Here is a 22,838-nt window from a genome sequence, read left to right on the forward strand (position 1 = left end):
TTCCCTCTTGCTATAAAGTATACTTCATAGTTTAGAATTCTTGTAGTGATGATAAGTGACATTTCAGCACAAGAAAACCTATAGATAAAGGAGAGAAATTTACATGAGTACAATCACCGGGAAATACCATACAACCAACGATTTCAATGAGATCGTCCTGGAGCGCCGTTCCGTGAAGGCCTATGATCCTGAAGTAAAAATCAGCCGGGAGGAAATGAGCGAGATTCTGGCGGAAGCCTCCCGTGCCCCGTCTGCCATTAACATGCAGCCATGGCGTTTCCTTGTTATTGACAGCGCGGAAGGCAAAGAAAAGCTTGCACCGCTGGCCTCCTTCAACCAGACGCAAGCCCTGACTTCCTCGGCAGTTATTGCGGTATTTTACGATGCGAATAATATTGAATATATGGAGGAAATTTTCGGCAAATCCGTGGAACTTGGTTACATGCCGCGCGACGTCATGAATATGCAGCTGCAACAAGTGAAGCCTTATTATGCGGGGATATCTGCATCCGAGCTGCGTGATGTGAATCTGATTGACTCGGCGCTTATTTCGATGCAGCTGATGCTTGTTGCCCGGGCCCATGGATATGACACCAACCCGATGGCCGGTTATGAGAAGGACAAGATCGCGGAAGCTTTTGGTCTGGACAAAGACCGGTTCCAGCCGGTCATGCTGATCTCGATAGGGAAAGCAGCCAAAGAAGGCTACCCTTCCTACCGCCTGCCGGTTGAGACAATCACAACCTGGGCATAATCAACAGCTCCAAGGGGACGTTCTTCAGTACAAAAGAATACTTAACTTAATCTACTGACGAAAAAAAGACCGGTTCAGGCCACGATAATGTGGCCGAAACCGGTCTTTGTACTGAATCCGCCGAAAGTCGGCGGTATGGTGAAATCAGAGGGATAAATCCCACTAATTCCGCCGACGGTTGGCGGTATGGTGAAACTAAAGGGATAAATCCCTCTAATTCCGCTGAAAGTCGGCGCTACGGTGAAATTAAAGGGATAAATCCCTCTAATTCCGCTGAAAGTCGGCGGTATGGAAAAATCAAAGGGATAAATCCCACTAATTCCGCTGAAAGTGGGCGGTATGGGGAAACTAAAGGGATAAATCCCACTAATTCCGCTGAAAGTGGGCGGTATGGGGGAACTAAAGGGATAAATCCCACTAATTTCGCCGAAAGTGGGCGGTATGGAGAAATCAAAGGGATAAATCCCACTAATTCGGTGCGACCCCCTTATCCCGGAGTCCTCCGTATAAAATCAGTACTTGTTGTAGATATGCTCTTTATTTCGCTTTTTCTCTCGGCCAGAAGAAGCGGGAGCGGTCTTCTAGGGTCAGCACCCACTCTGCAAAGGTAGCTGGCGGCAGGTTACGAAGGCTCGTATGCATTCTGCGATTGTTGTAAAAGTCCATGTACCGGTCCACCGCTTCATAGGCCTCTTCGAACGTTTCGAATGCCTCTTTGCGGAACAAATCCCGATCGATATTACTGTGGAATGATTCAATAAAAGCATTTAAATCCGGCGTTCGAGGCGGAATACGTTCATGGGTCATTTCCCAGCTTTCACACATGTCGCCAAACAGGTGGCTGACGAACTGTGGGCCGTTGTCGGTGCGGATCACAGGGCGTGCGCTGTCAGGGGCGCAGTGATGCTCCATGGCGCGCGCCAGCGTCTGGCAGGCGTGCTTGGCCTCACACGACGATCCCCGGTGGTAGCCGACGATGACGCGGGTAAACACATCGATAATGCTCAGGACAAAGAAATGCCGGTCACGTCCCTCCACATACCCGTATTTAATGTCCATCTGCCAGAGCTGGCCCGCTCCTGTAATGACTCGGTTCTCCGGCAGCTTCCGGGGATGCTTAAAGCGCTTCTGACGCTGGGGCTGCAGGATATCCAGCGCCTGACACAGCCGGTAGCTTTTCTTGTGATTGAGCTTCAACCGGTGCTGGTTCCACAAGCACTTGGCCAGGAGTTTGTACCCGTACACGTGCTCTTCTCCAGCGATTAATTCCAGCAGCCATTCCTGGATCTCCTCGTCACTAATCTTTTCCCCAGACTCGTTAAAGGAGTAGCCTGGCTGGGGTCTTCCACGCCCCCCTTGAACGGCCTTTGGGGACAGTGACCTGCGTTTCTTACGGTCGTAGTACGTGGACTCTGCTAGCCCCATGAGACGCAGTACCAAAGCTGCTGTATTCCCCTGCTTAATGAACATGTCGGCTACCTCGATTTTTTCGGATAAGCAGGGGTTGGCTTTTTTAGCAGTTCACGCAGAATCTCAATCTCTAACTCCTTTTCGCCGAGTATCTTGACGGCCTTCTCGTATTTCTGCTCCACTTCCAGGAGGCGCTTCAGTTCCTCCACCTGCTCCTGGGGATACGGATGATCTTGTTCCCCATGGGCCTCTCGGTAATCTCTCACCCACTGATTCACCGTCGCTGGGGTCACCCCATATTTTCGGGCAACCACCGCTGCCTTAATGCCAGACAACACCTCTTGCGCTGCCTTCTCTCTTGTTCCTGTTAAGTTTCCCATTGTGTTCATCCTCCTCCTGTATTCAGTCTACATTTTTATGGGGGAGGACTCCAACTTCATTAGGGGGCTGTGGAGAATTCCGCTGAAAGTCGGCGGTATGGATAAATCCCTCTAATTCCGCCGTACGTTGGCGGTATGGAGAAATCAAAGGGATAAATCCCACTAATTTCGCCGAAAGTGGGCTGTATGGGGAAACCAAAGGGATAAATCCCTCTAATTCCGCCGAAAGTCGGCGGTATGGTGAAACTAAAGGGATAAATCCCTCTAATTCCGCCGACGGTCAGCGGTATGGAGAAACTAAAGGGATAAATCCCACTAATTCCGCCGACGGTCGGCGGTATGGTGAAATTAAAGGGATAAATCCCTCTGAATCCGTCGCACGTTGGCCAAAGGAGGGATGAAGAGCATTAGTGCCCTTAAATTCCCCGAATGTGAGCTAAAGGAGCAAATGAGGAGCATTAGTGCCCTTGAATTTCCCAAATGCGAGACAGGTCGTACAAGCCCTCAGCTTGCTTCACCCGTAAGGGTAATTTTGTTCAAATATAAGAAATTATATGTTTCACATGATCCACTTAACCTTCTATTTCTCGCTGAAACGGCTACGCCATCCTTTAAAGGACGGCGTAGCCGTTTCCACTTGTTATATATAAGGCTAGGCGCTTGAATATTGACCTGTTAAGAGTTACTCTGCGTGAGTGCTCAGATCACATTTGTCCAGCGGGACAATGCTGCTCTTGCGGAACCAGCCGTAGCCCAGCCAGATCAGAAGGAACAGAGGTACGCTAACATAAGAGACCAGAATGCCGTACCAGTCGATTTTGGAACCGGTGAAGGCGCCCATGTTCTGGCCGAATACGGCCACCATACAGAGGGCGAAGGCAAACAGCGGACCAAACGGAAACCATTTCGCCCGGTAAGGCAGTTCATCCAGCGAATGCCCCTGCTTGACGAAGGCGCGGCGGAAGCGGTAATGACAGACGGCAATCCCTAGCCAGTTGATGAAGCCGCACATCCCGGAGGCATTCAGCAGCCAGTTGTAAACTGCGCCGTCTCCGAAGAAGGAGGCGAGGAAGGCCAGCATGCCGACAGCTGTGGTCACGAGCAGCGCGCCTACAGGCACGCCTCTGCGGTTCAGCTTGCCGAGGGCACGCGGAGCCATGCCGTCCTTCGCCATGGCGTACAGGACACGTGTAGAGGCATACATCCCGGAATTACCGGCAGACAGCACGGAGCTGAGGATGACGGCGTTCATTACGGAAGCGGCAATTGCCAGTCCGGCTTTGTTAAAGACGATCGTGAACGGGCTGACACCGATATCATCGATCCCGCCGCGGAGCAGATCGGGATTGGTATAAGGAATGAGCAGACCGATTACGAGAATGGCGAAGATATAGAAGATCAGGATGCGCCAGAAGACCTGGCGGATGGCTACCGGTACATTCTTGCGGGGATTCTCACTCTCGCCCGCAGCGACCCCGACCAGCTCCGTCCCCTGGAAGGAGAATCCGGCGGCCATGAAAACGCCGACGAAGGCGAAGAAGCCGCCGTGGAACGAGCTGCCTCCCAGCTGGAAGTTGCTGAGCCCCACCGCCTTACCGCCCATAATACCGAAGATCATAAGGACGCCGACAACGAGGAAGACAATGACGGTGATGATTTTAATGATGGCAAACCAATATTCCGATTCGCCGTAACCGCGCGAGGAGAGGAAGTTCAGGCCGAACATGATCAGCAGGAACAACAGGCTCCAGAGCATGGAGGGGCTGTCCGGGAACCAGTATTTAATAATGACGGTAGCAGCCGACAGTTCCGCTGCTATCGTTACCGCCCAGTTGTACCAGAAGTTCCAGCCGATGGCGAAGCCGAAGGCGGGGCTGACAAACCGCGTTCCGTACGTGCTGAAAGAACCGGAATCCGGCAAATAGGTAGCCAGCTCACCGAGGCTGGTCATCAGGAAATAGACCATGATGCCGACTGCGGTATAGGCAAGCAGTGCTCCGCCCGGACCGGAGGAGGCGATCGCACCGCCGCTGGCCAGGAACAGCCCGGTTCCGATGGAACCGCCCAGGGCGATCATGGTCAGATGTCTTGCTTTGAATGTTTTGCGCAGGCCCGGAGTACTGGCGTTACCTGCCTGTGCAGCCGGCTGCTTCTCTTGCTTCTCTTGCTTCGCTTGCATGAATAGGACACTCCCTTTAAGTTGTTGGTTCGGTTCACAGCGGGGAGTTGCTGCAGCCTGCTTGGCCCTGTGTCTTCTGCTTAGCGTTATGCACACAAAAAAACCGCAGACGGACGCTGCGGTTTCCTGATTATAGGCTCCGCATCATACTCCCTGTTAAGATAGCGCAACACGGTGCAATTCCCGCAGTTTCCTGGCAGGCATGTACACGGTGACAGTTCCGCGCCTTTCGGCTGACGGCCCCAATCCGGGCTGCTAAACTAAGAGCAGCAGCCCGGATTTCGGCGGATATTCCTTTCGGCACGTATCATAGATGGCTCTTAGGCATCTCCACGCGCGTACTCTTTATATCCGCGACCTCTACCTCATCCTAGGTATGATGAGGCTATCTTGTAACGATATGAACAACAGGAATCAGTATAATGCAACTTCGCCTCACAGGCAATGACAAAATACGGCAGGTTGACGTCAGGTCCGCCGGCGCTCCGACATCTGCTGCCAGACGGTGCCCGCGGCCTCTTCGCCGGACAGAATCCGCTCCAGCGCCATCTTGGCCTGCAGCCCGACCTCGAATTCAGGATCCTCGGCCGCAATGCTCAGGGCTTCCTGGGCTTCGGCCGTGCCGACCTCATACAGGAAGCGTGCCGCCCGCCAGCGCACCAGCTTGCTGGCGTCACGCAGCGACGCCGTCATCACCGGCGTCGCTGCCGGGTCGCCGATGTCGGACAGCGTGTCGCCGGCGGTGCGCCGGACGGCGGGGGCGCTGTCCTGCATCGCCTCATAGAGCAGCTCCATCGCCCCTGGCGTGCGGATGTCGCCAAGGTACACGACCGCCAATCTGCGGATGTGCAGCTTGGGGTCGTGCAGCGCCGTGCGCAGCTCCGGCAGGAGCTGCTCGCTCGGCGCCAGATCCTCCAGCGCGGCGTAGCGCACGCGCCAGTCCTCATCATGCAGGTCCCGCAGCAGCTCGGCCTGCTCTTTCTTGTGCCGCTGCTCGACGAACTCGCCGGCAGCCCCGTGCGCGATCGCCTGCTGCACGAGGGAGTCGAGGCGTTCCTGCGGATACGCCGCCTCCAGCTCCTGCTCGACCTCGCGCGCAATGTCCGGCGGCTCGCCGTAACGTACGCCGTAATCGGTGAGCTTACGCTCCTTGATCAGCACGGCGCTGGCCACATCGGTCACCGCTTGCGTGAAGCGGCTCGACAAGGCGATGCGCTCCTCCTTCGCGCCGGTTTTGACGCGGATCTGAATCGGGATCGCGCGGAACATCTGCACGAACACCTGGGCTTCCCCGAAATGGGCGCCGGCGTTCTCATCCTCCAGGCTGAAATCGGCGGCGAGGCCGTCCGCGCCGAAGCGGTTCTGGACCTCGCGGAGAATAGCTGCCCAATCGGCACTGCCCTTGCGTTCCAGGGCCGCGAAATCGGCAGCGTGATAGATACTGGTGACGCCCGGAATTTCCAGCATATCCTGCGCCCAGGAAGGGGCAGAGCGCCGGCTTTCCGGCGTGTAGGTCCGGCGGATGCCGGGTTCCAGACTTTCGTCCAGGTGAAGCTTCATCGTATTTGGACTCGGAGTCGGTTCAATAAAGGTAATCTTCATACGTCAGCTCCTCTTTGATAAGTGGCATAAGCACCGTGCGCTTTACCCGCATTTTACATCATTTCAGCGGTGGAACACAAAAGGGCAGAGGTCTGAACCCGCTAAAATTTAAAATATTAGGACAGATAAGAGATACATAAGTTAATAACTTCCAGCCCACTCGTTACTGCGGTGTACATTTGGACTTCCGGCCGCTGTTGTCTCCGGATTTCCTGATTCATAACCGCTGTCAGCGGTAGATTTGTTAATCCTCTATTTCACACTGACGTTTCCGTTTGGGCCAAATGGGTAACATTTGTAAGGAGTGGCATTACACATCGGCACACTCTTGTACGCACCTGCACACCTCTGTGATTTTGCAAATGGCTTTGCGGAACCCTATAGTTAGAGTATCTGATTTGCCGCACCAGAGAGATCCGGCAGAGCGGTTATAAGGAGTGGTTTCAACCATGGCTAAAATACGCTATAACAACATCGATAATGTAAGTACCGATAAAACGCTTAAGGAATTCCGCCAATGGCGCGAGGAACGCCGCCGGAAGAAGAAGGATTATACCTATAAGGTGCCGAATCATCCGCCGCAGCTCAGTTATCTGGCCGGAAACCGGCTGGAAACAACGATTACGTGGATCGGGCACTCCACTTTTTTTCTGCAATATGAAGGGCTTAATATCATTACGGACCCGATCTGGGCGCGCAGACTGGGGTTTGAGAAGCGGATCGGGCAGCCGGGGATCCCCCTCGGCGATATTCCGCCGATAGACCTTATCCTGATTTCCCATTCCCATTATGATCATCTGCACATCGCTTCCATCCGCAAATTGTACCGGGCAGGGACGACGACCCTTGTGGTCCCGGAAGGACTGAAGCGCAAAATGCTACGTAAAGGGTTCACGGACTGCCTGGAGATGCAGTGGTGGCAGGAGCTTACGCTCGGTGCCGTCAAGCTGACCTTTGTCCCGACCCAGCACTGGACCCGGCGGACACCGTTTGATACGAATTCCTCGCACTGGGGCGGTTATGTGCTTCAGCCGGCGGACCCGCAGAAGCATCCGGAGGGCGAAGAGGGCAAGGGGCAGCGCAAGCTTCCGCCGAATCTGTATTTTGCCGGAGACAGCGGCTTCTTCCCGGGCTTCAAGGAGATCGGCAGCCGCTTTAAGCTGCATGTCGCACTGATGCCAATCGGGGCCTATGAGCCGGAGTGGTTCATGAACTCCCAGCATGTGAATCCCGAGGAGGCTGTGCAGGCGTTCCTGGATGTAGGGGCAGAGCTCATGATTCCGATGCATTTCGGGACGTTCCGGCTGGCTGATGATACCGCGCGCGAAGCACTGGACCGGATGGAGCTGGCGCGTGTGGCACAAGGGATCAGTGAGGAACGTATCCGTACATTAGGTTATGGGGAGACACTGGTGGTGCATCCCGAAGAGCGCCCGCCCGGACAATAACTGCCGGCGGCTGACCGGGAGAAGTCCCGCATAACCCTTCTACTTAAAAATATAAGAAATTATATGTTTCACACGATAACTTATCCTTCTATTTCTCGCTGAAACGGTGCCTTCCTTAAAAGGACGGCAAAGTTGTTTCCACTTGATAAGATATTTGCCCGGAAAAGGGCAAAGATGCCCCTTAAAGGGCTACAATTACGGGCCATTTGCCTTGATTTTATGCTATAATGAGCCGGAACCCTAAGTGAAAAGGATGGTAATGCTTAATGATTAGCACAAGCGGCGTAACACTCCGCTACGGAAAACGCGCACTATTTGAGGACGTAAACATAAAATTCACACCCGGCAACTGCTATGGTCTGATCGGCGCGAACGGCGCCGGCAAATCGACCTTTCTAAAGATCCTGTCCGGAGAGATCGAAGCCAACATCGGCGATGTGCATATTACACCCGGTGAACGTTTGGCTATACTGAAACAGAACCATTTCGAGTATGACGAATTCCTGGTACTGGAAACGGTAATTATGGGCCATACCCGCCTTTATGAGATCATGAAGGAGAAGGATTCCCTGTATGCCAAGAGCGACTTCACGGAAGCTGACGGCCTTCGCGCCGGTGAGCTGGAAGGCGAATTCGCTGAACTGAACGGCTGGGATGCAGAGCCGGATGCTGCTGCAATGCTGATCGGACTTGGTATTATGCGCGAAATGCATGACAAGAAAATGGCCGAACTCAGCGGCAACGAAAAGGTCCGGGTACTCCTGGCGCAAGCCCTGTTCGGACGTCCGAACAACCTGCTGCTCGATGAGCCTACCAACCATTTGGATCTTGAATCCATCGGCTGGCTGGAGAACTTCCTCATGGACTACGAAGGCACCGTTATCGTGGTATCCCATGACCGTCACTTCCTGAACAAGGTCTGCACGCATATTGCGGATATCGATTTCGGCAAAATCCAGATGTACGTCGGCAACTACGACTTCTGGTACGAGTCCAGCCAATTGGCCCAAGCCCTGCAGCGCGACTCGAACAAGAAGAAGGAAGACAAGATGAAGGAGCTGCAAGCCTTTATCCAGCGCTTCTCGGCTAATGCTTCCAAATCGAAACAGGCTACTTCCCGTAAGAAGCAGCTGGAGAAAATTACACTGGACGATATCCGTCCCTCCAACCGTAAATATCCGTTCCTGAACTTCAAGCCTGAACGTGAAGCCGGCAAACAGCTGCTTACGGTCAGCGGACTGAGCAAGTCGGTTGACGGTGAGCAGCTGCTGGATGAAGTCAGCTTTGTCGTGAACAAGGGCGATAAGATTGCCTTTGTGGGTCCATACTCCCAGCCGAAATCACTGCTGTTCGATGTCCTTATGGGCGAGAAGGAAGCGGATGCCGGTGAATATACTTGGGGCGTTACAACAACCCAGGCTTATTTCCCTAAGGACAACTCGAGTTATTTCGACGGTGTGAATATGAACCTGGTAGAATGGCTGCGCCAGTATTCCAAGGATCAGGATGAAACTTTCCTGCGCGGATTCCTGGGCCGGATGCTGTTTGCCGGTGAAGAAGCACTGAAGAAGGCGAGCGTACTGTCCGGGGGCGAGAAGGTCCGCTGCATGCTGGCCAAGATGATGCTGAACGGGGCGAATGTGCTCGTGTTCGATGAGCCAACCAACCACTTGGATCTGGAATCGATCACAGCGCTCAATAACGGCCTGATTGACTTTGACGGCACCATCCTGTTCACTTCCCATGACCATCAGTTCATCCAGACAATCGCCAACCGCATTATTGAAATTACACCGGCTGGTGTCATCGACCGCTCGATGAGCTATGATGAATATCTGGAGAATCCGGAAATTAAGGAAATGCGTGCACGGATGTACCCTGTAGAGGCTTAAGAACTAGATATAGGTAGGATGAACGGTAATGAGTTCATACGAAAACGGCTGCGTCGTCCCGGAAGGGATAACGCAGCCGTTTATGTTCACATATAAGAGTGTAAGAAGCCTAGGATCCGCCTGTACGACGGCGCTGATTGTTTGGCTTCTTATTGTTCTGGCTTTTCAGCGGCTTCGCGGAACCGGCTTGAAAAGTTGAACCCGGTTTACCCGAAGCATGCTGTTTCTTCTGTTCAAGCTTCTGGCGGATCGCCTCGGCCAAATTAATTTTTGGTTTATCATTGTTCTCGCTCATTATGTTAACCCCCTTAGGCAGCAAGTCCTTTTCCTTATTCTAATTGTTTTTAAATGCTGCCACAAGGGCAAGAATAACTCAAAGAAAGTTTTCCTGTATTTATGTGACAAGGATGGAGATTGACAGGGGGTAGCTGGGATGTCCGATATTTATGAAGATATACGCAAAGGAGAAAAAGGCGCGCTGGTCAGTATTGTCGCTTATCTGGTTTTGTCAGCTTTCAAGCTGGTCTGCGGCTACTTGTTCGCTTCCAGCGCTCTCCTGGCAGACGGCTTTAACAATCTGACCGATATTGTGGCTTCACTGGCCGTGCTGATTGGTCTGCGCATCTCGCGGAAGCCGCCGGATTCAGATCATACCTACGGGCATTTCCGGGCCGAGACGGTCGCTGCGCTGATGGCTTCTTTTATCATGGCAATGGTCGGCATTCAGGTTATTGTGGAAGCGGTGCGATCCTTGTTTGAAGGGGCGAAGGCAACGCCGCAGCTCTGGTCGGCGGGAGTTGCCCTGGTGTGTGCCGTAGCCATGATGGGGGTATATATATATAACAAGCGTTTGGCGAAGCAGATTAACAACAATGCGCTGATGGCTGCAGCCAAGGATAATTTCTCGGATGCCATGGTTAGTATCGGAGCTGCAATAGGTATTGTTGGAGCACAGTTCGGCCTTCCCTGGATCGATTCCGCTGCTGCTGTTGCGGTAGGACTCCTGATCTCCAAGACGGCCTGGGATATATTCCGTGACTCCACTTACCGGCTGACTGACGGCTTTGACGAAGATAAACTGCTTGATCTGCGCAGCACCATTGCCCGGACACCGGGAGTGGAGGGCATCAAGGATTTGAAAGCCCGGGTTCATGGCAATCATGTGCTGGTTGATGTAGTGGTACAAGTGAATGCACAGATGACGGTAATGGAGGGCCATGCCATCAGTGACTCCATCGAAGAGCGGATGAGTAAGCTGCATAACATCATGAATGTGCAGGTTCACGTTGAACCCAAAGATTAACATTCCTTAATTTCTCCTAGTTAGCTGTAATTTCCACCAAATCCAAGGAGAAATCGTGACTATAGACCTGGGTGTTACCATAAGATGGAAAGGTTTTTTGTGAAATTTGGAGCATGTTCCAAATCCCGGGCAAGCCTATAATGAGGGCAGAAAGCAACAAACGTAGCGCGCGCCGTTGTTGAATTCTCAATACGCTAAGCGGGGGAACGCTATGATCGTATCACATAAGAAACTGACAGCATCGTTATTGGTCTCGGCAACACTTGCACTATCCTTGGGAGTGTTAAGTCCTCAGCAGTTCTTCGCCGCATCGGCTTCTGCCAATTCATCTTTGGCTGCGTCGGCGGTACAGACAGGTATAATTCAATCCTCGGTGCGGCTGCGCACGACTCCATCTACCAGCGGTAAGGTATTGAAGTACCTCAGTAAGGGAGATCAGGTAACAATTCTGGAAGCGACGAACAGCTATTGGTACAAAGTCAGAACTGCAGACGGCGAGATCGGTTATACCAGTACGGGAGACCAATACATCAGTGTGATTACGGCTCCGGTGGCTACACCTGCAGTACAAACAGCAGTCATCCAGTCCACAGTCCGTCTTCGGGAGACACCTTCCACAAGCGGTAAAGTGCTGGGTTACCTATACAAGAATGACCAGGTAACAATCCTGGAAGAGACCAATAGCTATTGGTACAAAGTAAGAGCAGCTAACGGTACAACCGGATATACAAGCTCTGCGGATCAATATATTGAAGCAACGGCGGCACCTGCTCCGGCGCCTGTTCCGACACCAATACCGACACCGGTGCCAACACCGATACCGACACCTGCACCTACGCCAGTACCTACGGCTCCGCCGCAGGCTGCTGTGATTGAAAGTGTAATAGCCGCAGGCATGGGCTACCTCGGTACACCGTATGAGTACGGGTCCAGCCGGAATGATACCAGCACGTTCGACTGCTCGGATTTCATCCGCCAGATTTTCATGGATGCAGCGAATTTGAAGCTGCCTGCCGACTCCCGGCAGCAGGGAGACTGGGTGAAGCAGAATAGTAATGTAGTAACGGACATTGCTGGGTTGAAACGCGGTGATTTGATGTTCTTCATGGATTATAAGGGAAGCTCGGCTTCCGCCTATGCGGGGATCGACAAGTCTGCAGCAAGAATTACGCATGTAGCGATGTATTTGGGAGACGGGCAGTTGTTACAGACGTATTCCGTATCTTCCGGCGGCGTAAGAGTAGACAAATTAAGCGCTTCTTGGATGAACCGTTTCCTTTATGGAGGCTCGGTCATCCGCTAATATAACAATAGATGTAGAGAGCATGAAGCGGCAGTAGTACAAGTTTGTGACGGGTGAACTAACTAGGGCGGATGTTTTGTGGGGTTATCCTTTCAGTAGATTCTTCTACTGAAAGGATAACCCCTTTTCCTTATACACAGCAAAAAGGCCGTCAGGACTAACGTCCATGGGCCTCTTGAGTATACCAACTGCGAAATCATAGCAAAGGTAGCACATCAGCTGTTATGACTTCGCTTATCGTTAAGTATTTATGGAGTAATTACATAAGCGGAAGCAGGAACCTTGAGCCAAGCTTTGCCCAGCCAAGTATATACTTCTCTCCACTCATTGCCCCAAGTGTCGGTCATGATTACACCTGTTGTATCGACAGTCTGCGCACCCAGCCAGCCGATAGGCGCCATGCTGCCCACGGAAAGGTGGAAAGCAGTGATCTTGGTCAGGATAATCTGAGGAGTCGCTAGTTTGATGTCTGCTGGAGTGATTACAGTGTCGAATGGCTCCAGGTATGTACTTCCGGTTACAGACACTGCTGCATCAGAAGTAGGTGTAGTAGTAGTTGTTGTACCTGTTACTTCAGCAGCAGAAGCGGTTGCTGCTATGGAAGCCATAAGACCCATTGCTACTGTTAAGCTGGCTAATTTTTTCATCGATGATTCCTCCTGATTTTGGTTTAGTAGTGTACTTTAACATGTTCGTGCTGTGCTAATAAGCATGTAAACATAAAGTGTATGTAATGAACCAGACATCGGGATGAAATATTTTAATTTTGTTTTATGCCGGGGCGGCCTTGTATTTCTGATTCAGAGGGCAAGTGACAACCTGAGAGGAAAGGCCTATACTTTCTGAAGGGTGAATAGGATATATCAAGCGGAATAAGTTGCATAAATAGAAATAAGCCCGGGGCTTCTCGTGGAAGCCTCAGGCTCTACAGCAATGCTTGGGTTGCAGTTAGCGGAATGAATGACTACATTGACCTTCCTCTGCGTCCCATAAAGAGCGAAACAACGAAGAGAACAAGGAAGATGTAGAACAATACTTTGGCAATACCTACAGCGGCTGCCACGATATTGAAGAAACCGAAGATACCGGCAATCAGAGCAACTACCAGCAGAATTACTGACCATCTTAACATGAGATGTCATCCTTTCTGTGTGGTGATGTAGTCATTGTTTAAACGGTGCCTATCATTTTGAAACAAACAGAAGGGGATGGTCTTTAAGGCGCTTGACAATTTGTTTCGGCCTAATTCCGTAAGGGTAACTATGCAGTAACAGGCAGAGCAAACGACATTATAAGACATTCGGAAGGGGTTATGGAAATGATCATTGAACTTAGCGTAGCACTAGTTGCTGTTGCATTCGCAGTCCTCGTATTCTTCTTAATTAAAACCTTGAAATCAGCGAAGGAATCCCTCGACAAGGTCAGTCAGACTCTGCAGGAAGTGCAAAAGACCATTGATGAACTTACTTATGAAGTGAAAACAACGGTCAGACATGCCAACGATATCACTGCCGATGTTCAGGGCAAAATTCAGAAGATTGATCCTATTGTCGATTCTGTGAAGAACCTCGGTGATGTAATGAATGAACTGACACTGACCGTGAAGCAGGTATCGGTAACCGTCATTGAGAAATTCCGCAAATCACGTGAACTGAAGGATAAGGCCAAATCCGTATCCATTGCAGAAGTTCCGCTTACTCCGTCTGAAGAAAGAACTATTCAATCTTATGAAGCGGTAAACGAAAGCAAGTCCAAGGGTAAAATAGCAACAGCGCTTAAGGGCGTGGATGCTGCAGCCGCCATCTGGCAGAAGTTCCGCCATTAATCAGGTTAAGTAGCGCAGGGTTCAGGCCAAGGGCAATTACAGCTTATGAGAGGCGGGAGTTTATATGAAAATCGTTATTCTTTTGCTTAGTCTGCTTTCTCCCTTTATCACCATTCCGCCGCAAGCTGAGACTGTCCCTGCCGCTTCTTCGGCAACCGTGCAACCGCCGGTAAGGCTCGCATTCGAGCATAGTGTCAATACAGTTCCCTACATAAGCAGTTTCGAGTCTCTGGCGGGGGTTACCCTGTATATGCCGGAAGAAGCGCTGCTGCAGACCAAAGGTATCCCGCCTGAGATTACTCCGGACCCTTGGGGAGATTGCCTGGAATATCAATATGCTGACGTCTCCGCTGGTGTTTGTGAGGGTGTTGTCCTCTATGTACATGCTTCACCTTCCCAGGCAGAACAATTCGGCCTGAATCTTAACGGTCAGGAGCTGAATCCGGTAACTTCCAGCCTGCAGGAGACATTAGGGGCCCCGGATTTTGAAGCCGAGGACGGCGATGTATATATAAGAGGAAGTGCAGCGCTCAAAGTCTACCGCAATATGAACACCGGACAATGGGAGGGTATTGATTTATTTGACGGAAATTCTTTCTGAGGCTGTTTCAAGGGCGGCAATTTAGGTTAATGAATGCTCAGTCATCTTTTACCTGCGTTGCCCTCTTAAACAATACAAGGAGAGTGATTTCATGGATTCAATCGGTACTCAGGCATATGCCAAGTTGCTGGAGAATGGTGTTCAGGCGATAGAAGAAGTGAATCGTCTGCGTAGCAGCGGCTATACAAGAGATGACCTCTACGTGATCAGTCACGATGAAGACCGTGAAGGCCGTATCGTGGATGCTGCAGACGTGAACGAAGTCGGGCTCAGCGAAGAAGGATTATTTGGTGCGATTGCTAACCTTTTCCGTTCACGCGGCGATGCTCTCCGGTTCAAGATTACTTCGCTCGGCTTTAGTAGCGCGGAAGCGGCATTTTATGAGAAGGAGCTCGATTTGGGCAAAGTTCTCGTTATCGCCAAAAGAAATCCGAAATAATTGCCGGTCAGCTTTCTGTGACCTCTATAGTCCAATAGCGTAACCTCCAGCCCCACTACAAGCAGTGGGGCTGGAGGTTACTTTGTTGAAGACGAGGGCCTGATTCTCTTCCAATATCTTGATATATGGAAACAGGCCGTTCAAATATCGTATGATAGAGTGATAGAATTACAGGTTTTACGGTCCTAATACTATTCGTGTGAGGTGAGGGAGCTTGAGAATTTTAATCGTAGACGACAATCCGACCAATGTAATCATTATCCGTGAAATCCTGAAAAAAGAAGATTACCGGAATTTTATAACGGCTTCGTCCGCTAAAGATATGTTGAAGCTGCTCGGTGTGGGTTCTGGCATGGATGAGAAGCGACCTAAGCAGTCGGATATCGATTTGATACTGCTGGATATGATGATGCCGGAGATGGACGGGATTGAGGCATGCCGTGTGGTTCAGCAATATGAGCATCTGAAGGACATTCCCATTATTATGGTCACCGCTGTGGGAGATTCCAAGAAGCTCGCAGAAGCACTGGATGCAGGTGCCGTAGATTATGTTACGAAACCGATTAACAAGGTGGAGCTGATGGCCCGCATCCGTCTGGCCCTGCGGCTGAAACGCGAGAAGGATTGGCATAAGGAGCGGGATCAGCGCATCCAGGATGAGCTGAAGCTGGCTGCCTTAGTGCAGAATGCAGTACTCAGCTTGCCGCTTACCGAGGAAACGTTTGAGGTGCATGCCATTTATCAGCCGTCCTTTGAGCTGGCCGGTGACTTATACGCCTGGTATCCGCTGGGGGACGGGCGTTATGCTGTCATTCTGCTGGATATGATGGGACACGGGATTTCTTCATCGCTGTTCTGTATGTTCCTGGCCTCGGTATTGAAGGATACCGTGACTACCTATGTGGAGCCGGAGAAGGTTATTCAAGAACTCAACAGGCGTTTCAACCAGCTCTATATTGAGAAGCAGCTGGTCCAGTATTACTTCACGGCAATCTATCTTGTCATTGATACACGGATGAAGCGGATTGATTATGTGAATGCCGGACATCCGCCGGCGCTGCTCTTCGAAGGAGAGGCCAAGACCCCGGTTCTGCTGGAGAGCAACTGCCACCCGGTCGGGCTGTTTGACCGGATTGATATCCAGCCGCAGAGCCTCAGCTATGAGGAAGAAGGCCATCTGGTGCTGTTTACAGACGGCTTGCTGGAGATGGTCCAGGGAGAACAGGCGGAACAGCTCGAATTCATGATCGGGCATTTGAATGCCGGTCATGACTGGCAAGAAGAGGTTATGCGCACTGCTTTCCTGAATGAGCCTGTGAATCAGGAGCGCGATGACGACAAGTGTCTGGTATGGATTTCGCTGAAGAAAGGAACAGATAGGGAATGAAAATAAAGGCTAAACTGCTAATCGGCTTCAGTGCCATGCTGGCCATTATGCTGGCTCTTACCATGATCGGGTATGACCGGCTTCATTATATGAGCGGACAGCTTGACAGCTTCCAGGAGAGATACAGCAAAGGCCGCTCCTCTTCAGGGCTTCGCGGTGAAGTGAATGATATGGCACGGATTTTAACCACCTCGATGCTTAACGCGGATACACTCTCTGTGGATGCCCAGAAGGCGGAAATTAACAGCAAGGTGCTCAAAGCCGAGGATCATCTGAAGAATATACAGGACTCCATGAAGACCACAGAAGAATTACAGCTGTTATCGCGGATTGAGGCTTCTTATTCTGCGTATAAGAATTATCAGAATAAAGTGCTGGAGATGCTGACTGCCGGGTACTTCCAGAATGCCAATACTTACCGTAATACAGAAGGACAAGATATCCAGAACGAAGTGCTGAACAGTCTGAACGCACTTTCCGATTATAACGCCTTCCGGATGACCGATGAGACCGCCAAAGCCAAGGAGGCCTCCGAGCGTTCGATTCAGATGGTGACCCTGATTATGATTGTGGGACTGCTGCTGGGGCTTGGGGTGATCCTGTGGGTTATCCCGAGTATTACGCGCGGTCTGAGTGTCGTATCCATGATGATTACCAGCTTTGGTAACGGCAAGATGCGGGCGATCCGGCGGATCAAGGTCAAATCCAAAGATGAGATTGGTGATGTAGCCCGCGTGTTCCAGCAGATGGCTGAGGATATTGAGCAGAAACAGCAGCTTGAGAAATCCTATGCCCAGGCGCAGAGTGATCAGGCTTGGCTGAATGCGAACATAGCCCGGGTAACGGAGCTGCTGCGCGGAGTCAGTTCACTGGATCAGGTATCGCAGACTTTTATCAGTGAGTTCACGCCTGTGCTGGGAGCCCAGTACGGTGCTGTATATTTGAAGGATCAGAATAATCCGAACCTGCTGGTCAGCAGCGCTTTCTATGCCGGTGAGGAAGGCATCAAACCGAAGGAGAGCTTCGAGATCGGTCAGGGGCTGGTCGGGCAGAGTGCCTTGGACAAGCTGCCGATCAAGCTGACAGAGGCACCGGATAACTATATTTCCGTTTCCTCCGGATTCGGGGAATCGCATCCGGGTTACATTTCCATCCATCCGCTTTTATTTGAAGATGAGCTTATGGGGGTAGTGGAATTCGCTTCCTTTACTCCTTTCTCGGTGCTGCAGAATGAGCTGCTTCATCAGCTATCGAATAATTTGGGTATCATTCTGAATAATATCAGCCGCAGGCTTGTCGTTGAAGAGCTGCTGCGGGAATCGCAGGCGCTCACCGAAGAGCTGCAATGCCAGTCAGAGGAACTGCAGACCCAGCAGGAAGAACTCCGCCGTTCCAACGAGAATCTGGAGGAACAGACAGATGCGCTGAAGCGTTCCGAGGAGCTGCTGCAGCGCCAGCAGGGAGAGCTGGAGCATTATAATACGGAACTGGTCGCCAAGACCCATGCGCTGCAGGAGCAGGTGCAGGAGGTCGAAGAGAAGAAGGATGAGATTGAGCAGGCCCGCCTCCAGCTTGAGAAGCAGGCGATGCAGCTTGCGGTGACCAGCAAATACAAATCCGAGTTCCTGGCGAATATGTCCCATGAGCTGCGGACGCCGCTGAACAGCCTGTTAATCCTGTCTCAGCTTCTTACGGAGAATAAAGAAGGGAATCTGAGCGACAAGCAGGTGGAATTCGCCCATACCATCTATATGTCAGGTGCGGACCTGCTCAAGATGATAGATGAGATCCTCGATCTGTCCAAGGTGGATGCCGGCAAAATGGAGCTCAATTACGAAGAGATTCCGCTTACGGAGCTAAAGACCTTCGTGAAGCAGAACTTTGCGCCGTTGGCCAGTAAGAAGGGGCTGTCGCTGCGCTTATCCTTCGAAGAGCCGCTGCCGGACCATGTGTTCACGGACAGCCACAGACTGAAGCAGGTGCTCCGCAATCTCTTGTCCAATGCGTTCAAATTTACCAGCGAAGGACATGTGGAGTTCTCCGTCAGCCGGGCGGACACCAAGCAGCTGCCTTCCTATCTGCCGCATGAATTTGAATACATTGCACTGTCCGTCAAGGATAGCGGAATCGGCATCCCGTCTGACAAGATGGATATTGTCTTTGAGGCCTTCCAGCAGGTCGACGGGACAACCAGCCGCAAGTATGGGGGCACAGGTCTAGGACTGTCGATCAGCCGCGAGCTGGCCCGTCTGATGGGCGGGGCAATTGGACTGGAATCGCGCGAAGGACAAGGAAGCATCTTCACCTTGTACCTGCCGGTCAAAGGGAATTACAGCCTGCTGCCGGGAGTGGCAGAAGCAGCCGCTGCACGGGATGCGGCGACGCTTGAAGAATACCGGGACGAACGTTCATGGGATGAAACCGGCGATGTGGCACCTACGCCCCTCGTGCCGGTTATTGTTGAGGATGACCGGGAATCGCTGACCGCCGGCGACAAGGTTCTGCTCATTATCGAAGATGACGAGAGCTTTGCCAAGATACTGCTCGGCATGGCCCGCGGCCGCGGCTTCAAGGGACTGGTGGCTCTTCAGGGAGATACCGGCCTGCAGATGGCCAAGACCTATCTGCCTGACGCGATTATTCTCGATATCCAGCTGCCGGTCATGGACGGCTGGTCAATACTCAGGGAACTCAAGGGTGCTTCCCAGACCCGGCATATCCCTGTGCACGTGATCTCCGTGAACGATGAGATTAAGCAGGGCCTCATGATGGGCGCGATGGCCTACCTAAGAAAGCCTTCTTCCCGCGAAGCGTTGGACCGGGCATTCTCGCAAATTGAGAACTACACCGCCAGCACACTTAAGCATCTGCTCATTGTAGAAGATGATGATATCCAGCGCCGATCCATCATGGAGCTTATCGGGCATGATGATGTAGCCATTACTGCGGTTTCCACCGGCCATGAAGCCCTGGGTGAGCTGCGCAAGCAGAGGTACGACTGTATGGTCCTCGATCTTATGCTGGAGGATATGACCGGGTTCGAGCTGCTGGATCAGATCCGGGACGATGAAGAGCTGAATGATCTGCCGATCATTATTTACACCGGTAAAGATCTGGACAGCAAAGAAGAGACACAGCTGCGTAAATATGCGGAATCGATCATTATCAAGGATGTCCGCTCGCCGGAACGGCTGCTGGATGAAACTACGCTGTTCCTGCACCGGGTAGAGGCTAATCTTCCGGAAGATAAGCGTAAAATTCTGCAAAAGCTGCACAATAAAGAAGAATTGTTCGACGGCAAAAAAATATTGCTCGTTGATGATGATATCCGAAACGTCTTTGCCCTCTCCAGTGTTCTCGAAGGGTATCACATGGAAGTGAAGTTCGCCGAGAATGGGCGGGAGGCCATAGATATGCTGGTGGAGCAGACGGATTATGATCTGGTGCTTATGGATATGATGATGCCGGAAATGGACGGCTACGAAGCGATGCGCCGTATCCGGCAAATGCCGCAGTACCAGAAATTGCCGATTATTGCACTTACGGCCAAGGCGATGAAGGAGGACCGGGCGAAGTGTATTGAGGCCGGAGCGTCCGATTATATGAAGAAACCGATCAGTACAGATCAGCTTCTTTCCTTAATGCGTGTCTGGTTGTATTCGTAAGGGCGATTTCGGGGTAATAGCTATACAGTACCATTTGGAACGAGTCCGGAAATAAGGCTTAGGCAAGGGAGTATTGATAACAATGACAGCTATGGATCGCGGATATGAGGAGCAGGCTATTCAGGCAGGGAGCAAACAGGAGCTTGAACAGATTGAAATTGAGCTGCTTCTTAGCGGGGTACACCGTCTTTATGGATATGACTTCAGGAATTATGCGCTGCCTTCATTGAAACGGCGTATCTGGCATCATGTCCATGCCGAGAATGTGCCCAGCATATCCGCCCTGCAGGAGAAAGTGCTGCATGACCGTGCCTGCTTTGAACGGTTTGTATACAGTCTTTCGATCCCTGTAACGGAAATGTTCCGCGATCCGGGACTCTTCCTGACCTTCAGGCAGAAGGTGGTCCCCCTGCTGCGGACCTATCCGTATATCCGGATCTGGCATGCCGGCTGTTCCACAGGCGAAGAGGTATATTCCATGGCTATTATGCTGCATGAGGAAGGGCTTTACGACAAGGCACGGATTTATGCAACGGATATGAACGCCCGTTCCCTGCAGCAGGCCAAAGAAGGCGTGTATGAGATCGGGAAGATGAAGCAATATACCAAGAATTATCTGGAGGCGGGCGGTACACGCGCGTTCTCGGAATACTACACTGCAAAGTATAATTCAGTGATTCTGCAGCCTTACTTGCGCAAGAATATTATTTTTGCCGAGCATAATCTGGCGACAGACACTTCATTTAATGAATTTAATGTTATTTTTTGCCGCAACGTAATGATCTATTTCAACGACGAGCTCCGCGATCATGTTCATGGCTTATTCCACGAAAGTCTCAGCCGGTTTGGAGTGCTGGTCCTTGGTTCCAAGGAATCCATTCATTTCACGAAATACAGTGACAGCTACGAAGCTTTGGACAGGGTGGAAAAAATATACCGCAAGAATAAGTAGCGGGTAAGGAGGGGCCTATGGGGGTTCAGGAACCGATTCATATACTGCTGGTTGACGACCGTCCCGAGAATCTGCTGGCACTGGAAGCAGTGCTTGAGAGTCAGCATTACAAGCTTGTCAAAGCCAATTCTGGTGAAGAAGCACTGCGGTGCTTATTAAGATATGAATTTGCAGTTATCGTACTGGACGTGCAGATGCCGGGTATGGACGGAATCGAAACCGCCAAATTAATCAAAGCCAGAGAGAAAACCAAGGATATTCCGATCATATTTATCTCTGCCAACAGCAAGGAGGCGGAGCATCTGTTCGCGGGTTATTCTGCCGGTGCCATTGATTATATGGTCAAACCATTTATTCCACAGATCCTGAAGTCCAAGATCGAAGGCTTTGTTAACATGTATCTGACCAGCAAGAAGCAGCAGCTTCAGTCTATGCTGCTGCAGCAGAAGACGCAGGAACTCGAGCGGATTAACGGGGAACTGGTCAAAGCCAAGGAAGAGGCGGAGATTGCCGCTAATGCCAAGACCGAATTCCTCGCGATGATGAGCCATGAGATCCGTACGCCGATGAACGGGGTAGTAGGCATGATCGATCTTCTGATGGAGACGGAGCTTGCTCCTGAGCAGAAGGAATATACGGAGATCATCCGTAAAAGTGCGGATACCCTGATTACGGTCATTAACGATATCCTTGATTTCACCAAGATGGAATCAGGCAAAATGGAAATGGAAGAGCAGTTGTTTGAGCTACAAACCACCATCCAAGAGGTGTTTAGCTTATTTTCTGCCGAAGCAGGCAAAAAGAATCTGGAGCTGGCTTATTTCATCGACCAGAAGCTGCCGAAGCTCATTTATGGGGATATGGCCCGTTTGCGTCAGGTATTAATTAATCTGGTGGCCAATGCGGTCAAATTTACCAACCAGGGCGGCGTATATTTGGTTGCGTCCAGCGTGCCTACAGCTGATAATAAACTGGTAGTGGAATTTACAGTGAAAGATACAGGCATTGGAATTTCACCTGAGAAATGTGATCGGCTGTTCCAGCCCTTCTCTCAGCTTGATTCATCCATGACCCGCAAGTACGGAGGGACAGGCCTGGGGCTCGCCATCTGTAAGTCGCTTGTTGGGATGATGGGCGGAGATATCCGTGTGGAGTCGATGGAAGAGAAGGGAGCTACATTCGTATTCACGATACAGGTAGCTGTCCCGGAGGATGAACTGGCAGGCAGCTGCCAGGAGGAACAGAGTGCGGGGAAAGTGGTTGACCGGCATTGGCGCAGTAAGGTGCTTGTCGTGGATGACCATCCGATCAACCAGCGACTGATGGTAAGCATGCTGGACAAGCTTGGCTATAATGCCGAGGTTGCCGAGGATGGCAGCCAGGCTGTAGAGATGGCCCGGAACTCTGCTTACGATTTTATATTCATGGATCTGCAGATGCCGGTGATGGACGGGCTGACAGCAACCTCCAGGATTCGCGAGGACAGCGGCGGTTCCCCGGACAAGACCATTATTATTGCCATGACTGCGAATGTCATGGAGGGCATCCAGAATCGCTGCACCGCTGCCGGAATGGACGGCTATATCAGCAAACCGCTCAAGCTAAGCAGCATCAAGCAGATTATTTCCCGGTATTCTGTCAAGGATAACCCCGCTGCCCAGCGGAATGCCTCACTTTTTAATGCATGATCCAGTAATT

Annotated in this window: 19 protein-coding genes and 1 riboswitch; of the genes, 12 read left to right on the top strand and 7 right to left on the bottom strand. The window is 51.4% G+C overall.

Annotated features, from left to right (window positions below):
* Positions 1–103: 103 nt before the first annotated feature.
* Positions 104–754, top strand: coding sequence for a nitroreductase family protein (locus tag NSQ73_RS02305; RefSeq protein WP_340985279.1), 651 nt, complete (start codon positions 104–106; stop codon positions 752–754).
* Between the two features lie 537 nt (positions 755–1,291).
* Here the strand turns inward: NSQ73_RS02305 and NSQ73_RS02310 are convergent.
* The 4 genes from NSQ73_RS02310 to NSQ73_RS02325 all read right to left on the bottom strand — a co-directional run bounded on the left by NSQ73_RS02310 (position 1,292) and on the right by NSQ73_RS02325 (position 6,325).
* Entirely contained in the window at positions 1,292–2,224 is a 933-nt protein-coding gene (locus NSQ73_RS02310) for an IS3 family transposase (RefSeq protein ID WP_340985280.1), read from the bottom strand.
* A 5-nt stretch (positions 2,225–2,229) separates the two neighbouring features.
* A complete protein-coding gene (locus tag NSQ73_RS02315; protein WP_340985281.1) occupies positions 2,230–2,544 on the bottom strand; it encodes a helix-turn-helix domain-containing protein in 315 nt (104 codons plus the stop codon).
* A 682-nt stretch (positions 2,545–3,226) separates the two neighbouring features.
* Positions 3,227–4,723: an amino acid permease gene (locus NSQ73_RS02320; protein ID WP_445669478.1), complete on the bottom strand. Its 1,497-nt coding sequence runs from the start codon at positions 4,721–4,723 to the stop codon at positions 3,227–3,229.
* Positions 4,724–4,877: 154 nt separating this feature from the next.
* Positions 4,878–5,094: riboswitch (Lysine riboswitch) on the bottom strand.
* A 97-nt stretch (positions 5,095–5,191) separates the two neighbouring features.
* Positions 5,192–6,325 carry a virulence factor gene (locus NSQ73_RS02325; RefSeq protein ID WP_042140019.1) on the bottom strand — a complete coding sequence of 378 codons (1,134 nt, stop codon included), beginning with the start codon at positions 6,323–6,325 and terminating at the stop codon, positions 5,192–5,194.
* 449 nt (positions 6,326–6,774) lie between these two features.
* Between NSQ73_RS02325 and NSQ73_RS02330 the strand changes: the two genes are divergently transcribed.
* Together NSQ73_RS02330 and NSQ73_RS02335 are read left to right on the top strand one after the other, a co-directional pair.
* Entirely contained in the window at positions 6,775–7,773 is a 999-nt protein-coding gene (locus tag NSQ73_RS02330; protein WP_340942148.1) for an MBL fold metallo-hydrolase, read from the top strand.
* Positions 7,774–8,039: 266 nt separating this feature from the next.
* Positions 8,040–9,665, top strand: a complete 1,626-nt coding sequence (locus NSQ73_RS02335) for an ABC-F family ATP-binding cassette domain-containing protein (RefSeq protein ID WP_039309280.1) — start codon at positions 8,040–8,042, stop codon at positions 9,663–9,665.
* 109 nt (positions 9,666–9,774) lie between these two features.
* Here NSQ73_RS02335 and NSQ73_RS02340 read toward each other — a convergent pair whose 3' ends face one another.
* The gene (locus NSQ73_RS02340) at positions 9,775–9,960 is read right to left on the bottom strand and encodes a hypothetical protein (RefSeq protein ID WP_039309279.1); all 186 of its coding nucleotides are present in this window, start codon (positions 9,958–9,960) and stop codon (positions 9,775–9,777) included.
* Positions 9,961–10,098: 138 nt separating this feature from the next.
* Here NSQ73_RS02340 and NSQ73_RS02345 point away from each other — a divergent pair, with 138 nt between their 5' ends.
* Both NSQ73_RS02345 and NSQ73_RS02350 read left to right on the top strand, forming a co-directional pair.
* Positions 10,099–10,968 (top strand): cation diffusion facilitator family transporter, encoded by an 870-nt coding sequence (locus NSQ73_RS02345; RefSeq protein WP_042140017.1) that lies wholly within the window; start codon positions 10,099–10,101, stop codon positions 10,966–10,968.
* A 211-nt stretch (positions 10,969–11,179) separates the two neighbouring features.
* On the top strand, positions 11,180–12,271 hold the full coding sequence (locus NSQ73_RS02350) for a C40 family peptidase (protein WP_340985282.1): 1,092 nt from the start codon (positions 11,180–11,182) through the stop codon (positions 12,269–12,271).
* A gap of 248 nt (positions 12,272–12,519) precedes the next feature.
* Here NSQ73_RS02350 and NSQ73_RS02355 read toward each other — a convergent pair whose 3' ends face one another.
* Both NSQ73_RS02355 and NSQ73_RS02360 read right to left on the bottom strand, forming a co-directional pair.
* Positions 12,520–12,918, bottom strand: coding sequence for a hypothetical protein (locus tag NSQ73_RS02355; RefSeq protein WP_039309272.1), 399 nt, complete (start codon positions 12,916–12,918; stop codon positions 12,520–12,522).
* Positions 12,919–13,235: 317 nt separating this feature from the next.
* Complete coding sequence (locus tag NSQ73_RS02360; protein ID WP_171717925.1) at positions 13,236–13,403, bottom strand: DUF1328 domain-containing protein; 168 nt, start codon at positions 13,401–13,403, stop codon at positions 13,236–13,238.
* 186 nt (positions 13,404–13,589) lie between these two features.
* On the opposite strand from NSQ73_RS02360, the gene NSQ73_RS02365 reads away from it, so the two are divergent.
* From NSQ73_RS02365 to NSQ73_RS02395, 7 genes are all read left to right on the top strand, one after another.
* On the top strand, positions 13,590–14,096 hold the full coding sequence (locus NSQ73_RS02365) for a DUF948 domain-containing protein (RefSeq protein ID WP_039309267.1): 507 nt from the start codon (positions 13,590–13,592) through the stop codon (positions 14,094–14,096).
* 64 nt (positions 14,097–14,160) lie between these two features.
* Complete coding sequence (locus NSQ73_RS02370; protein WP_052422113.1) at positions 14,161–14,697, top strand: hypothetical protein; 537 nt, start codon at positions 14,161–14,163, stop codon at positions 14,695–14,697.
* A 91-nt stretch (positions 14,698–14,788) separates the two neighbouring features.
* Complete coding sequence (locus NSQ73_RS02375; protein ID WP_171717927.1) at positions 14,789–15,136, top strand: general stress protein; 348 nt, start codon at positions 14,789–14,791, stop codon at positions 15,134–15,136.
* 214 nt (positions 15,137–15,350) lie between these two features.
* On the top strand, positions 15,351–16,523 hold the full coding sequence (locus NSQ73_RS02380; RefSeq protein WP_340985283.1) for a fused response regulator/phosphatase: 1,173 nt from the start codon (positions 15,351–15,353) through the stop codon (positions 16,521–16,523).
* The gene (locus NSQ73_RS02385; protein WP_340985284.1) at positions 16,520–20,188 is read left to right on the top strand and encodes a response regulator; all 3,669 of its coding nucleotides are present in this window, start codon (positions 16,520–16,522) and stop codon (positions 20,186–20,188) included. Before NSQ73_RS02380 ends, NSQ73_RS02385 begins: the two co-directional genes overlap by 4 nt.
* A gap of 82 nt (positions 20,189–20,270) precedes the next feature.
* Positions 20,271–21,140, top strand: coding sequence for a CheR family methyltransferase (locus tag NSQ73_RS02390; protein WP_042140010.1), 870 nt, complete (start codon positions 20,271–20,273; stop codon positions 21,138–21,140).
* A gap of 17 nt (positions 21,141–21,157) precedes the next feature.
* The gene (locus NSQ73_RS02395; protein WP_340942158.1) at positions 21,158–22,828 is read left to right on the top strand and encodes a response regulator; all 1,671 of its coding nucleotides are present in this window, start codon (positions 21,158–21,160) and stop codon (positions 22,826–22,828) included.
* Positions 22,829–22,838 lie beyond the last annotated feature (10 nt).

The sequence above is a fragment of the Paenibacillus sp. FSL R10-2736 genome (assembly GCF_038000245.1).
Taxonomy (GTDB): Bacteria; Bacillota; Bacilli; order Paenibacillales; family Paenibacillaceae; genus Paenibacillus_AQ; species Paenibacillus_AQ phytohabitans.

Bases quoted from the DNA above. Each gene is read 5' to 3' on its own strand.
- NSQ73_RS02335 (WP_039309280.1), top strand. From the start codon at position 8,040: ATGATTAGCACAAGCGGCGTAACACTCCGCTACGGAAAACGCGCACTA.
- NSQ73_RS02310 (WP_340985280.1), bottom strand. From the start codon at position 2,224: ATGTTCATTAAGCAGGGGAATACAGCAGCTTTGGTACTGCGTCTCATG.
- NSQ73_RS02365 (WP_039309267.1), top strand. From the start codon at position 13,590: ATGATCATTGAACTTAGCGTAGCACTAGTTGCTGTTGCATTCGCAGTC.
- NSQ73_RS02375 (WP_171717927.1), top strand. From the start codon at position 14,789: ATGGATTCAATCGGTACTCAGGCATATGCCAAGTTGCTGGAGAATGGT.
- NSQ73_RS02315 (WP_340985281.1), bottom strand. From the start codon at position 2,544: ATGGGAAACTTAACAGGAACAAGAGAGAAGGCAGCGCAAGAGGTGTTG.
- NSQ73_RS02395 (WP_340942158.1), top strand. From the start codon at position 21,158: ATGGGGGTTCAGGAACCGATTCATATACTGCTGGTTGACGACCGTCCC.
- NSQ73_RS02325 (WP_042140019.1), bottom strand. From the start codon at position 6,325: ATGAAGATTACCTTTATTGAACCGACTCCGAGTCCAAATACGATGAAG.
- NSQ73_RS02390 (WP_042140010.1), top strand. From the start codon at position 20,271: ATGACAGCTATGGATCGCGGATATGAGGAGCAGGCTATTCAGGCAGGG.
- NSQ73_RS02320 (WP_445669478.1), bottom strand. From the start codon at position 4,723: ATGCAAGCGAAGCAAGAGAAGCAAGAGAAGCAGCCGGCTGCACAGGCA.
- NSQ73_RS02385 (WP_340985284.1), top strand. From the start codon at position 16,520: ATGAAAATAAAGGCTAAACTGCTAATCGGCTTCAGTGCCATGCTGGCC.
- NSQ73_RS02350 (WP_340985282.1), top strand. From the start codon at position 11,180: ATGATCGTATCACATAAGAAACTGACAGCATCGTTATTGGTCTCGGCA.
- NSQ73_RS02360 (WP_171717925.1), bottom strand. From the start codon at position 13,403: ATGTTAAGATGGTCAGTAATTCTGCTGGTAGTTGCTCTGATTGCCGGT.
- NSQ73_RS02370 (WP_052422113.1), top strand. From the start codon at position 14,161: ATGAAAATCGTTATTCTTTTGCTTAGTCTGCTTTCTCCCTTTATCACC.
- NSQ73_RS02305 (WP_340985279.1), top strand. From the start codon at position 104: ATGAGTACAATCACCGGGAAATACCATACAACCAACGATTTCAATGAG.
- NSQ73_RS02345 (WP_042140017.1), top strand. From the start codon at position 10,099: ATGTCCGATATTTATGAAGATATACGCAAAGGAGAAAAAGGCGCGCTG.
- NSQ73_RS02340 (WP_039309279.1), bottom strand. From the start codon at position 9,960: ATGAGCGAGAACAATGATAAACCAAAAATTAATTTGGCCGAGGCGATC.
- NSQ73_RS02355 (WP_039309272.1), bottom strand. From the start codon at position 12,918: ATGAAAAAATTAGCCAGCTTAACAGTAGCAATGGGTCTTATGGCTTCC.
- NSQ73_RS02330 (WP_340942148.1), top strand. From the start codon at position 6,775: ATGGCTAAAATACGCTATAACAACATCGATAATGTAAGTACCGATAAA.